Origin of the sequence: Lutimonas halocynthiae, assembly GCF_030409835.1 — a bacterium.
Taxonomy (GTDB): Bacteria; Bacteroidota; Bacteroidia; order Flavobacteriales; family Flavobacteriaceae; genus Lutimonas; species Lutimonas halocynthiae.
Genome location: NZ_JAUFQO010000004.1, coordinates 290,316 through 302,683 on the forward strand (window position 1 = coordinate 290,316; position 12,368 = coordinate 302,683).

The window sequence follows — 12,368 nt, forward strand, 5'->3', positions numbered from 1 at the left end:
AGTTAAACTACTTATTTAAGCTCAACTTCTGCTCCTGCTTCTTCTAAAGATTTTTTAAGACCTTCTGCCTCATCTTTAGAGATACCTTCTTTGATTGGTGCTGGTGCACTATCAACGATACCTTTAGCTTCTTTTAAACCTAAACCAGTTAATTCTTTAACCAATTTAACTACTGCTAATTTAGAACCACCTGCGGCTTTAAGGATAACATCAAATTCTGTTTTTTCCTCAGCAGCGGCTTCTCCACCACCTGCAGGTCCTGCTGCTGCAACTGCAGCTGCTGCAGGCTCAATACCATACTCATCTTTCAAAATATTAGCCAATTCATTAACCTCTTTTACAGTTAAGTTAACTAATTGTTCTGCGAAATCTTTCAACTCTGCCATTTTTCTACTGTTTAAATTTTATTATTTAGTTTATTAGTGTGTTTATTATTTTTCTGATAAAGTTTGAAGGATACCGTGAATTTTTCCTCCACCTGATTGAAGTGCTGAAATAACATTCTTCGCTGGTGATTGTAACAATCCAATAATATCTCCAATTACCTCCTCTTTAGACTTGATGTTAACCAAGTTATCTAGTTGGTCATCTCCAACATAAACTTCTTGTTCAACATAAGCTCCTTTAAGAATTGGCTTCTCTTGCTTTCCTTTACGGAAAGCTTTGATAACCTTAGCTGGAGCATTTCCAGTATCAGCCATCATCAATGAAGTGTTTCCTTTAAGAACATTTGGTAATTCACCAAAATCTTTATCACTACTATCCATTGCTTTTGCAAGCAAGGTATTTTTCACAACTGCCAATTTAACATTTGCCTTAAAACAGGCTCTTCTTAAATTAGAGGTATCAGAAGCATTCAATCCTGAGATATCTGCTAAATAGATCACTGGGTTATCAGCTAACTTGCCAGTCAAATCTTGTATTACTTGCGATTTTTCTTCTCTTGTCATAATTTCAAAATTTTACAGCTTAAACTGTTTTAGCATCTATTGCAATTCCAGGGCTCATTGTACTAGACAAGAAAATACTCTTGATATACACTCCTTTTACAGTTGAAGGCTTTAACTTTACAATTGTATTGATCAATTCATTTGCATTTTCAGCAATTTTATCAGCTTCAAATGAAACTTTTCCAATTGATGCATGAACAATACCAGTTTTATCAACTTTAAAGTCAATTTTACCACCTTTAACTTCTTTGACTGCCTTAGCAACGTCCATAGTAACGGTACCAGTCTTTGGGTTAGGCATTAAACCACGTGGGCCTAATACTCTACCTAAAGGACCTAATTTTCCCATTACACTTGGCATAGTCACAATTACGTCAACATCTGTCCATCCTCCTTTAATTTTTTGAAGGTATTCATCCAATCCTACGTAGTCAGCTCCTGCTTCTTTAGCTTCTGCTTCTTTATCAGGAGTAACCAATGCCAATACTTTAACATCTTTACCTGTACCATTTGGAAGGGTTACAACACCTCTTACCATTTGGTTAGCTTTACGCGGATCTACACCTAAACGTATTGCAAGATCAACACTTGCATCAAATTTTACGGTGGTTACTTCCTTTACTAGAGTTGAAGCCGCTAAGACATCATGAGATGCTTTAGGGTCTACTTTAGATCTAGATTCTTTTTGCTTCTTTGTTAGTTTTGCCATCTTATTATGCTGTTTTAACTGGAGCTGTTCCTTTTACACGAATTCCCATAGATCTAGCTGTTCCTGCAATCATTAACATAGCCGATTCAACTTGAAATGCATTTAAATCCTGCATTTTGTCCTCTGCAATGGTACGTACTTGATCCCAAGTAACTGATGCTACTCTTTTACGGTTAGGCTCTCCAGAACCTTTTTTAACTTTAGCTGCTTCTAACAATTGAACTGCTGCTGGTGGAGTTTTAACTACAAAATCGAATGATTTATCCTTGTAAACATTAATTACAACTGGTAAAACCTTTCCGGGTTTGTCTTGAGTTCTAGCATTAAACTGCTTACAGAACTCCATAATATTAACTCCGGCAGCACCTAATGCTGGTCCTACTGGTGGTGACGGATTTGCCGCGCCTCCTCGAACTTGCAATTTTACTACCTTACTAATCTCTTTTGCCATCGTTTTAACTTTAATTAATAAAACACATTAAGTGGAAGCTAATGCATTTACATAATATCGTAACATTTATGATATTTTCTCAACCTGCATATAGTTCAGTTCCAAAGGAGTTTTTCTCCCAAAGATCTTCACCATAACCTCAAGCTTACGCTTTTCTTCATTAATTTTTTCAATAGTTCCGTCAAATCCATTGAACGGACCATCAATAACTTTTACTGTTTCACCAGAAATAAATGGTATTGCAACATTTTCATTTTGAACTGCCAGATCATCAACTGTACCCAACATTCTATTCACCTCAGACTTTCTCAACGGAACAGGATCTCCTCCTTTTGTTTCTCCAAGAAAACCAATTACACCAGTAACTGATTTGATTACGTGAGGAACCTCACCACTCAAATTAGCTTCGACCATAATATATCCTGGGAAATAAACCTTCTCCTTATGGTATTTCTTACCATTTCGAATCTGGATCACTTTCTCAGTTGGCACCAACACTTGGCTTACAAAATCAGACAAACCTAATCGAGCTATTTCATTCTCAATATAAGTTTTTACCTTATTTTCTTGACCACCAATTGCCCTTACGGCATACCATTTCATTACAGAAGAATCCGACATATTGATATATTAATTAAAAATATTGAAATATTTTTCTAAGCCCATTTGAAAGAACTTGTCAACTAAAAAAACAGCGATTGCAAAAATCACAGTAAATACTGCTACCAATACTGTATTCTTTTGAGCTTCCTCCCTTGGCATCCAAGAAACGTTATGCTGTAACTCTCCAAATGATTCCTTAATGTAATTCACTATACCCATTTATTATCTTTTTACGCACGGGTGGAGAGGCTCGAACTCCCGACACCTGGTTTTGGAGACCAGTGCTCTACCAACTGAGCTACACCCGTATGGTCAGAAAATGCACTTTTACAAGTTCATTTGTCTCCCAATTAATCAGCATATTTCAATAAAAAACATACTTTTTAAAAAGAACATTAGGCGCTTCCGAAAGGAAGCACCTGATATTCAAATTTTATTATTTCTACTGAAATCGATTATAACTAATCAATGATTTCAGTTACCTGTCCAGCTCCAACTGTTCTACCACCTTCACGGATTGCAAAACGTAAACCTAAGTTCAAGGCAATTGGTTGAATTAAATCAACAGTAATTGTCAAGTTATCTCCAGGCATTACCATTTCAACACCATCTGGCAAGTTAATTGTTCCTGTAACATCAGTTGTTCTTACGTAAAACTGAGGACGGTAATTTTTATGGAATGGAGTGTGACGTCCACCTTCTTCTTTTTTCAAGATATAAACCTCAGCTTTGAATTTTGCATGAGGAGTAATTGAACCTGGCTTACAGATTACCATACCTCTTGAGATTGATTCTTTATCAACACCTCTTAATAAGATACCAACGTTATCACCAGCTTCACCTCTATCTAAAATCTTACGGAACATCTCTACTCCAGTAACTGTAGAAGTTAATTTTTCAGCACCCATACCAATAATATCAACAGAATCACCAGTATTAGCAACACCTAATTCGATACGACCAGTAGCAACAGTACCACGACCAGTAATTGAGAATACATCTTCAACAGGCATTAAGAAATCTTTTTCAATATCTCTCTTTGGAATTTCAATCCAAGAATCAACAGCATCCATCAATTCTAAAACTGTATTCACCCATTTTTCTTCACCGTTCAATGCACCTAAAGCTGAACCTTGAATAACAGGACCGTTATCACCGTCATACTCATAGAAAGAAAGAAGATCTCTTACTTCCATCTCAACTAATTCAAGTAATTCCTCGTCATCAACCATGTCTACTTTATTCATAAACACAACCATTCTAGGAATACCAACCTGGCGTCCTAATAAGATGTGCTCACGAGTTTGTGGCATTGGACCATCAGTAGCCGCAACTACTAAGATAGCACCGTCCATTTGTGCAGCACCAGTTACCATGTTCTTCACATAATCCGCGTGACCTGGACAGTCAACGTGTGCATAATGACGGTTTGCAGTTGAATATTCAACGTGCGCCGTATTAATAGTTATACCTCTTTCTTTTTCCTCAGGAGCATTATCGATCTGGTCGAAATTCTTTACTTCAGAAAGTCCTTTATCTGCCAACACTTTCGTAATGGCAGCAGTCAAAGTAGTTTTACCGTGATCAACGTGTCCAATAGTACCAATGTTTAAATGGGGCTTTGAACGATCAAAAGTTTCTTTTGCCATGATTGTTAAATTTTAATCTTAGTTATATATATATTCGTGTTTATTCTATTTTTGAAGCATCTATAATAGAGCCAATGACGGGATTTGAACCCGTGACCTCTTCCTTACCAAGGAAACGCTCTACCCCTGAGCTACACCGGCTTAAGTGTTTGTAAAAACCGGATCCTTTTCATTGTCTTCAGGGCTTAAGTACAATATCACCTGGAATAGGTTTTATTCATTCCAATATATTCGTTAAAACATATTGAAAATTAGAGCGGGAGACCGGGCTCGAACCGGCGACAATCAGCTTGGAAGGCTGAAGCTCTACCAACTGAGCTACTCCCGCTTAAATAATTTTTTTTACCTTAAACAAACTTGTGGGGAGAGCAGGATTCGAACCTGCGAAGGTTTCCCAACAGAGTTACAGTCTGTCCTCGTTGGCCGCTTGAGTATCTCCCCTCAATTTTACTATTTTTTTCAAAGATCTGAGCCGATGGAGGGACTCGAACCCACGACCTGCTGATTACAAATCAGCTGCTCTAGCCAGCTGAGCTACATCGGCTTTTTTACTTTATGATTTCCTAAAAAAACGCATCGTTTTTAATTTGTCTTTATAGGATCCCTATATAAAAAAACAAACCGCTTTTTCTAACGGTTTGCAAATGTAAAAAGTTTTATCAGTTCTACAAAACTTTTTGACTATATTTTTAAAAAATTTTATGCTCTTAATTTTTCTTTTCGTTTAACCAATTGTCTTTTTACTGAATCGATAGCAAGACTGGCCGCTTCTTCAAATGTCTTCGACTGTTTTTTGGCAACTATATCAACACCGGGAAGATTCATTTTTACATCAACTAATTTGTTCTCTTTCTCGCTAGTACTCTGAACCTTTAAATACACTTCAGCACCAATAATATGATCGTGAAATTTCTCTAGGTTATTAACTTTTTTTTCGATGTAATCGACTAAATCATTACTAATGTTGAAATTAACAGACTGAACAGATATTTTCATAAGTTAATAGTTTTTATTGCCCCTTGGATGAGCTTGGTTATACATTATTTTTAAATCCTTCAAATTACTATGTGTGTATACCTGAGTTGAAGCCAAACTGGAATGTCCAAGCAATTCTTTTACCGAATTCAAATCAGCTCCTTCACTTAATAAATGTGTCGCGAAAGAATGCCTTACAATATGAGGGCTCTTTTTAACTTTTACTGACACCTTACTAAAGTACTCATTAATGATTCTATACACTAACGTTGGATAAATTTCATCTCCCTTTTTTGTAATTAAAAATGAGTCCGTTTCGGAGACGATATCCTTCCTTAATAATTTGTATTTTTCAACTGTCCCTACTACAGACAAAAGTAAGGGTAGTTGTCTTTCTTTATTTCTTTTACCTAACACTTTAACAATACTTTGTGAAAGGTCAATCGATGTGTTTTTTAAACCTATTAATTCGGCCCTTCTCATCCCCGTGGTATACAATAATTCGATAATCAACTTATCCCTTATTTGCTCAAAGCCATCAGCCTGATCAAAAAAATCCAACACCTCATTAATTTCTTTTTCAGAAAATGGTACATTGATTCTTTTCTCAACTTTCAATGCTTTGTGTTTTCTTAGAGGATGGTCCTCTATTTGTTTCGATTTTAATAAAAAATTAAAATAAGACCTCAAAGAACTAATTTTCCTATTGATCGACCGATTAGAAATACCGTCTTCCACTAATTTAACAACCCAACTTCTTATAACTGGATAGGAAACACCTGAGATCTCTTCTATCTCGAATTCGCTTTCACAAAATTCCTCGAAAGAGCTAAGGTCTTTCCTATAAGCCGTAAGAGTGTATGGTGAATATTTTTTTTCGCAATCCAGATAGGTTATAAAATGAGATATACTCAAAATCGATCTTTAGTTATCTATAAGTAATTAAATAGTTTTAGCGCTTCCGAACCTATGCCGCTTCTTTCAAAAATACAAAAAATACAGCATAAACTTAAATAATTAACAAAAAAAAAGTCCCGCAAAAGCGGGACTTAATTTATTTTAAAAAGGTATTAACCTTTCTCTTCTGAAGTTCTAATAGCTTGAACATACTGGGCTTTCTGAATCTGCTTTCGCCTTACAACTGAAGGTTTCGTAAATTCCTTTCTTTCGCGCAACGTCCTCATTGTCTTCGTTCTATCAAACTTTCTTTTAAAACGTTTTAACGCTCTGTCTATATTTTCACCATCCTTTACTGGAATAATTAACATAGTTGGGCACCTCCTTTCATATGTACTTTAAGTTTATTTTTTGGGCTGCAAATATACAAAGAAAATGTTTTAAAAAAATGTATTATATTTAATTTTTATTCCACCCCTCGAATGAAGCGAATTCTAAAAGTTATTTTCAACGTTGTTGCTGCCCTGTTCTTTGTAATTGTAGGGTTTTATTTTTGGGCTTCATCGCCTAATCTGAGCCCTAAGGATTATAATCTGACAGGTCAATACGAAGTCGCTTCTACCACATCAAATGACAGTATTCACAGTATTGTAAGTTATAACATTGGCTATCTCAGTGGCATGACCAATAACCTGCCACTCGAAAGACCAAAATCTCTTTTTGACAAAAATTTAAACAAAGTGATTTATGAATTAAAGAAAGTTGATCCTGATTTCATTGCTTTTCAGGAAATAGATTACAATTCAAGCAGGTCACACAGAGTCAATCAGCAAAATGAGCTATCAAGACTAGGATATCCCTATTATGGGCAAAATATCAATTGGGATAAAAAATATGTACCCTTTCCTTATTATCCTATATCAAGACAATTTGGCCAGGTATTATCCGGCCAATCTCTATTGAGTAAATACCCCATTATAGATCAGGAAAGAATTGAATTGAAAAGAAATGCCGATAACCCCTTTTACTATGATAGTTTTTATATTGATCGCCTGGCACAAGTGACTAAAATTAAAATTCTAGAACAAACCTTAATACTGATCAATGTACACCTTGAAGCATATGATGTAAAAACAAGAAAATTGCAAATGCAACAAGTAAAAAACATTTATTTAAAGTACTACAAGAAACACCCCGTAATTCTTTTAGGTGATTTTAATAGTGACATTAATTATGATGAGGCTGGAATTCAAATCTTCCTCAAATTACCAAATACTGGATGTGCTGCATTTGATCCTAATACAGCACAAAACACATTCAGCTCCGCCTCACCAACTGAACGTCTAGATTATATTTTCTACAATAAGAAATTCATAAATGAAATTGATGCGGAAATTTTGACACAATTTGATTTAGCTTCAGATCACTTACCTTTACTAATGAAATTTAAACTTAAAGACCAATTATATGCAACTAGTAGACAACAACCGACCCCTTGATCCCAAAGAATGGGCCATAACAATCTTTATTTCTTCCTTACCACTTATTGGAATTATTATGTTGTTGATCTGGGCCTTTACTGAAGATGCTAATATTCATAAAAAAAACTGGGCGAAGGGCACCTTAATATTATGGATAATCGGATTTATTTTAGCTTTTGCATTCCTTTTCCTTTTTGGTGGAATAGCAATTATGAGCCAAATGTTCAATTAAATCTATAGGCTGAAAGTTTAATCTTTTTTACCAAAAACACGTTTAAACCACGATTGTTTCTTTTCCTTCTTGGCTTGACGTTTGGCTTTCTTGGATGCTTTTTCAAAGGTTGTATTTTTATCTTTAAAAATATCATCAAAAAACTTCTCGAATTCTGAATCGTCAATGTGATCAGGGCATGACAAGGCGTCGGTATAATATTGAGAATTTGACGTTCTTAAGTACTTGCGTTTCATTCCTGTGTTTTTTTGCACTTTTTGAAGCGTTTTTGCCACGATAGGAAGTGCCAAGGTACTTCCTGCCCCATTTGACCCATTGTTAAAATGTATCATTGGAAAACTAGCACCGACTCTTGTGGCCATTACCAGATTAGAAGTGTACCCAACAAACCAGGCATCTCCGTAATCTTGTGAGGTTCCTGTTTTACCAGCAATCGGGACTGAAACACCATATACAGAATTCAAAGATCGCCCGGTCCCCTCTTTTACAGCCTTTCGAAGTATTGCGCTTAACATACCGCTGGTTGATTGAGTAAGAACCGCTTCACCAGATTGAATGCCAGATCTACTATACAATTCTTCACCTTTAGCAGTTTTGATTGATCTGATCATAACTGGTTCAATTCGTTTCCCGGAATTTGCAAAAGCTGAATATGCGATGGCCATTTCATAAAGACTGGCCGTTGCTGTACCCAAGGCTATAGACGGATTATAAATAAGTGGCTGAGAGAACCCTAAATTATCCCAGGTATGCTGCAAAACATTAAAATCTTGTTGAAAAAATAAATTTACGGTTGGAATATTCATAGATCGAGCCAGGGAGGCAGCCAATGAATACTTTCCTCCAAGGGAGCGATCATAATTCTGAGGTTCCCAGTTTTCAAAATCCTTTAACACAATAGGGTCATTGTCTAAATATTGACAGGGCATTGCTCCTTGCTCAAGTGCCGAGGCATATAAAATAGGCTTAAATGCAGAAGCTGTTTGACGCTGTGCAAAAATCTGATCATAGGGCTGGGTTCTGAAATCAATACCCCCTACCCAGGCTTTTATAGCCCCATCAAGAGGATTGATAGCAATAAAGCCCGCATGAAGTAGCGTTAAATTCTTAGCGATGCTGTCACGAATACTAATAGAGTCTGAATAGAATCCTTCCCAAGAAAACATTTCTCGAACTTTGGTTTCATCAGCGTATTTTTCAAGTTTCAGTCTTTTTATTTCCCTTGACACCAATGAATTTAACTCCTTTTTGTCTTGACCTCTGCTATATTGTTTATTTAAACGTTGCTGCATCTTGGATAGATGAGATTTAAAGGCTTGTAATGCATATTGCTGCAATCGATAATCCAAAGTAGTTTCAATGATTAATCCACTTTTATTAAGATCGTAAATCGTATTTGATCTGCGGTTGATTTCTTTTATAATATCGGCAGCCTCCTTCTTAATTTCTACAAGAAAATAATTAGCCGTTCCTTCAGATTGAAGATTGGCATAGTCTAATTCTAAAGGTAATTTTTGAAGTTCATCAGCCCCATCCGAGCCTATATAACCGTATTTTTCCATTTGGTCCAAAACAACATTTCTTCTTTCTAAAGCATGATCTGGGTAAAGTCTGGGATTGTAATAAGTATTTGCCTTTAACATTCCAATTAAGACAGCTGATTCTTCCGTTTTCAGGGAGGAAACACCTTTATTAAAGAACCTGTGAGATGCCGCTTCTATACCCAATACATTTTCCCCAAAAGGCACGGTGTTAAGATATAATGTAAGTATACCCTCTTTTGAATAAATACGCTCAAGCCGAGACGCTAAAATAATTTCCTTTGTCTTATTCACAGGCATCGAAAGAAAACCATAGCGTTGTCTTCCAAACATGTTTTTAGCAAGCTGCTGCGTGATGGTACTTCCTCCACCAGCACTTTTTTGTTGAAGAATTATTGACTTTACCAAGACCCTTAACAAACTTCTTGAATCAACACCCTCATGTTCAAAATAGCGTGCATCTTCTGTGGCCACAAGGGCATTAATCAAGTCTTTGGGGATTTGTTGAAATTCAACATTGGTTCTGTTATCCGCGAAAAATTTACCAATAATTTTCCCATTATCCGAAACAACTAAAGATGCTGTTTCATTCTTGAATTCTTTGAGTTCTTTTTCTGAAAAAACATGCCCAAAAACACCCAGGTACACGAAACCAATGAAGAGCCCGATTAACATCGTGGCTAACAATAGAAGCTTTCCAATAAATATAAGCAGCTTTTTTTTCATAACGTTTTGTAGCAGATCTCTGATGTTTCCCTAAAAAGATCCTGTAGGAAGTTCTTATTTTCTCATTACAACCAAGGTAGCAATATAACCTGTTAGAATATTCCATTCTTTATCTGCCAATACTACGCCAAACTCATCCAATACTTTAAATTCAGCCGTATTTGGCCCTGAAGAGCCTTGGTTTAAAGCTTCAATATCAATTCTATTGAACCCCTCTTTCAAATTTATATCAATACTATAATACCCCCCCTCAAGTGTAATGCTTCTCCGAATAACCTCTTCATTGACATATAACTTGACTCTATCTCCGTCAACATAACTATGATCTCGACAAATGATTCGAATTGATTTTGACTCCGTTTCTATTTTCCCAAGTTCCAATGAAGTTCGGAATTTTTTGACACTGACATTTTTACCATTCCAATATTTCGATACGAGCACATCCTTGTCCGCCTGACTAAGGTCTCTCATACTCCTTTTCTTCTTTTGAGGGATAACACTATACTGAGGAAATTTATCGGCAATATCTTTGAGGTCTCCAAAAAGTGTAACGGTTTCGGCCTTAATATCTTCTTTATCGGAATTTTGAGGTGCCATTTCAATGACATTACTGTTGTCAGGCTGATACTGAAACGCATCAGTTTCTTCTATTGTATTCTGGTCTATCTGAGCCAAAAGACCTGAAGTAAAGCATAAAAACAAAGAAATAAATAAGATCCTTTTCAAAAGCTAATAAATCGTTTAATAAAACATTTTTACGGCGGGCAAATTACAAATTAATGCCTACCTTTTTATTAAAACTTTATTAAAACTTAGGGTCTTGGTTTAGCTAAGACTGTTCTTTCTGATAATTTTTTTGAATTTTTTTAATCGCATTATCAATAGACTTGTCTGGTTCTATTACGTTTAATTCTCCCCAGAACTCTGGATCAGTAAAACCAGAAGTCTGCTCTGTAAGAATAACACTCCTTCTCATACGATCCCTATTTTTAATACTTTCACCCTGGGCGTTATCTTTCCAATCAGTTATAGCCATCTCTATAGCGACATTATAAATTGAATTAAACAACTTTTTATCCCATTTGATTTTGAAAACCAGCTCAATTCGACTATAACTAAAATGCCACTTCCCATCGGTTTCCTTATAATCTACTATGTACTTAGTGTCCATGGGAATTACGTCTGCATTATTAGGTTTCTTTTTTACAAAGAACTTTTTCGCCTTGGCGAGGTTCTCGAGATTCAAACCAAAAACAGCTTTCACAAGTGCATAGGTGTCCATGTCAACATATAACTTCCCTTTGTAGAATGGCTCCACCATGGAAGGCCTTTGAACAAAATCGATGACATAAACATTTCTATCGTCTAAAGTCATCATTTTGTCAAAGCTAAACCGATAAATATCAAACATGTCTGGAGAGAAAAACAGCTCTTCATTTCTGATCATATCCATGCTCATATTATTATAAGGGCCTCCTTGAAGCTTGATAACTAAAGTATCTATTTTTCTATAATCTGTACTCTTCCTTGCTTTTTCAAGCATCACATAATCGCTTTGCGTCCCTCTTGGTTGTTTATAAATATCGACCACCGCTTCCGAAAGTGAGGCATAGGTTCTTCTTTTCTTGATAGATTCTCTATAAAATGCCTTCACGATAGTCGACTCATTATAGGAATTCATCTTTCTTTTCTCTATAACTTTTCTAATTACACTTAACGGATTGGCTTCTACAAGATTAACGTCGGGTAATTTTTCAAAGGACTCTTCCATTTCTACTTTATATTCAGCATCACTAAACGTGCTCAATGGAATTGTTTTATTCTGATATCCCAAATAACTTATAACCACATTTTCACCTTTCAAAGAATTTGGAACTTTAACCAAGAACACTCCTTCTAAGTTTGAAATTGTAGCAATATTCGAATTCGTCACAGAAATAGAAGCATATTCTAATGATTTTTGAGTTTTTGCATTCACAACAACTCCTTTGTATTCCTTAAAATCTGAAGATCCTACCTCTTGAGCTATAATTGAAGGATGCATGACCAAAAAGGCAACAACATAAATACAACTTGTGATTAGAATGCCAAGACGATTATTTAACTTATTCATATTCAGTCTCATGATAACTTTATTTAAAGTGAATTTCACCC

Annotated in this window: 15 protein-coding genes and 5 tRNA genes; 2 read left to right on the forward strand and 18 right to left on the reverse strand. The window is 35.7% G+C overall.

The genetic code is table 11. The annotated features are described in order from the left end of the window. Nucleotides 1-11: 11 nt before the first annotated feature. From rplL to rpsU, 15 genes are all read right to left on the reverse strand, one after another. Nucleotides 12-386 (reverse strand): 50S ribosomal protein L7/L12, encoded by a 375-nt coding sequence (gene rplL, locus QWY87_RS07070; protein WP_290289811.1) that lies wholly within the window; start codon nucleotides 384-386, stop codon nucleotides 12-14. A gap of 45 nt (nucleotides 387-431) precedes the next feature. Further along, the gene (rplJ, locus tag QWY87_RS07075; protein WP_290289812.1) at nucleotides 432-950 is read right to left on the reverse strand and encodes a 50S ribosomal protein L10; all 519 of its coding nucleotides are present in this window, start codon (nucleotides 948-950) and stop codon (nucleotides 432-434) included. Nucleotides 951-969: 19 nt separating this feature from the next. Further along, on the reverse strand, nucleotides 970-1,659 hold the full coding sequence (gene rplA / locus QWY87_RS07080; RefSeq protein WP_290289814.1) for a 50S ribosomal protein L1: 690 nt from the start codon (nucleotides 1,657-1,659) through the stop codon (nucleotides 970-972). A gap of 4 nt (nucleotides 1,660-1,663) precedes the next feature. Then, complete coding sequence (rplK, locus tag QWY87_RS07085; RefSeq protein ID WP_290289815.1) at nucleotides 1,664-2,110, reverse strand: 50S ribosomal protein L11; 447 nt, start codon at nucleotides 2,108-2,110, stop codon at nucleotides 1,664-1,666. Between the two features lie 66 nt (nucleotides 2,111-2,176). Beyond that, nucleotides 2,177-2,731, reverse strand: a complete 555-nt coding sequence (gene nusG / locus QWY87_RS07090; RefSeq protein WP_290289816.1) for a transcription termination/antitermination protein NusG — start codon at nucleotides 2,729-2,731, stop codon at nucleotides 2,177-2,179. 9 nt (nucleotides 2,732-2,740) lie between these two features. Beyond that, complete coding sequence (secE, locus tag QWY87_RS07095) at nucleotides 2,741-2,932, reverse strand: preprotein translocase subunit SecE (protein ID WP_290289818.1); 192 nt, start codon at nucleotides 2,930-2,932, stop codon at nucleotides 2,741-2,743. Between the two features lie 16 nt (nucleotides 2,933-2,948). Then, nucleotides 2,949-3,021 (reverse strand) — tRNA-Trp (locus QWY87_RS07100). 153 nt (nucleotides 3,022-3,174) lie between these two features. Beyond that, complete coding sequence (tuf, locus tag QWY87_RS07105; RefSeq protein WP_290289819.1) at nucleotides 3,175-4,362, reverse strand: elongation factor Tu; 1,188 nt, start codon at nucleotides 4,360-4,362, stop codon at nucleotides 3,175-3,177. A gap of 69 nt (nucleotides 4,363-4,431) precedes the next feature. Further along, nucleotides 4,432-4,503 (reverse strand) — tRNA-Thr (locus tag QWY87_RS07110). Between the two features lie 114 nt (nucleotides 4,504-4,617). Further along, nucleotides 4,618-4,690 (reverse strand) — tRNA-Gly (locus QWY87_RS07115). A gap of 32 nt (nucleotides 4,691-4,722) precedes the next feature. Beyond that, nucleotides 4,723-4,803, reverse strand: a tRNA-Tyr gene (locus QWY87_RS07120). A gap of 29 nt (nucleotides 4,804-4,832) precedes the next feature. Then, a tRNA-Thr gene (locus tag QWY87_RS07125) sits at nucleotides 4,833-4,906 on the reverse strand. Nucleotides 4,907-5,061: 155 nt separating this feature from the next. Beyond that, complete coding sequence (gene hpf, locus QWY87_RS07130) at nucleotides 5,062-5,358, reverse strand: ribosome hibernation-promoting factor, HPF/YfiA family (protein ID WP_290289821.1); 297 nt, start codon at nucleotides 5,356-5,358, stop codon at nucleotides 5,062-5,064. 3 nt (nucleotides 5,359-5,361) lie between these two features. Then, a complete protein-coding gene (locus tag QWY87_RS07135; protein ID WP_290289822.1) occupies nucleotides 5,362-6,252 on the reverse strand; it encodes a tyrosine-type recombinase/integrase in 891 nt (296 codons plus the stop codon). Between the two features lie 155 nt (nucleotides 6,253-6,407). Continuing rightward, nucleotides 6,408-6,605 carry a 30S ribosomal protein S21 gene (rpsU, locus tag QWY87_RS07140; protein WP_290289823.1) on the reverse strand — a complete coding sequence of 66 codons (198 nt, stop codon included), beginning with the start codon at nucleotides 6,603-6,605 and terminating at the stop codon, nucleotides 6,408-6,410. A 111-nt stretch (nucleotides 6,606-6,716) separates the two neighbouring features. Between rpsU and QWY87_RS07145 the strand changes: the two genes are divergently transcribed. Together QWY87_RS07145 and QWY87_RS07150 are read left to right on the forward strand one after the other, a co-directional pair. After that, complete coding sequence (locus QWY87_RS07145; RefSeq protein WP_290289824.1) at nucleotides 6,717-7,733, forward strand: endonuclease/exonuclease/phosphatase family protein; 1,017 nt, start codon at nucleotides 6,717-6,719, stop codon at nucleotides 7,731-7,733. Beyond that, complete coding sequence (locus QWY87_RS07150; RefSeq protein WP_290289826.1) at nucleotides 7,702-7,947, forward strand: hypothetical protein; 246 nt, start codon at nucleotides 7,702-7,704, stop codon at nucleotides 7,945-7,947. The genes QWY87_RS07145 and QWY87_RS07150 overlap by 32 nt, the downstream gene beginning before the upstream one ends. A gap of 17 nt (nucleotides 7,948-7,964) precedes the next feature. Here the strand turns inward: QWY87_RS07150 and QWY87_RS07155 are convergent, their stop codons facing one another. The 3 genes from QWY87_RS07155 to QWY87_RS07165 form a co-directional block, all read right to left on the reverse strand. Further along, entirely contained in the window at nucleotides 7,965-10,214 is a 2,250-nt protein-coding gene (locus QWY87_RS07155) for a transglycosylase domain-containing protein (protein ID WP_290289827.1), read from the reverse strand. 54 nt (nucleotides 10,215-10,268) lie between these two features. Further along, complete coding sequence (locus tag QWY87_RS07160; RefSeq protein ID WP_290289828.1) at nucleotides 10,269-10,940, reverse strand: hypothetical protein; 672 nt, start codon at nucleotides 10,938-10,940, stop codon at nucleotides 10,269-10,271. Between the two features lie 103 nt (nucleotides 10,941-11,043). Next, a complete protein-coding gene (locus QWY87_RS07165; RefSeq protein ID WP_290289830.1) occupies nucleotides 11,044-12,339 on the reverse strand; it encodes a carboxypeptidase-like regulatory domain-containing protein in 1,296 nt (431 codons plus the stop codon). Between the last annotated feature and the right edge of the window lie 29 nt (nucleotides 12,340-12,368).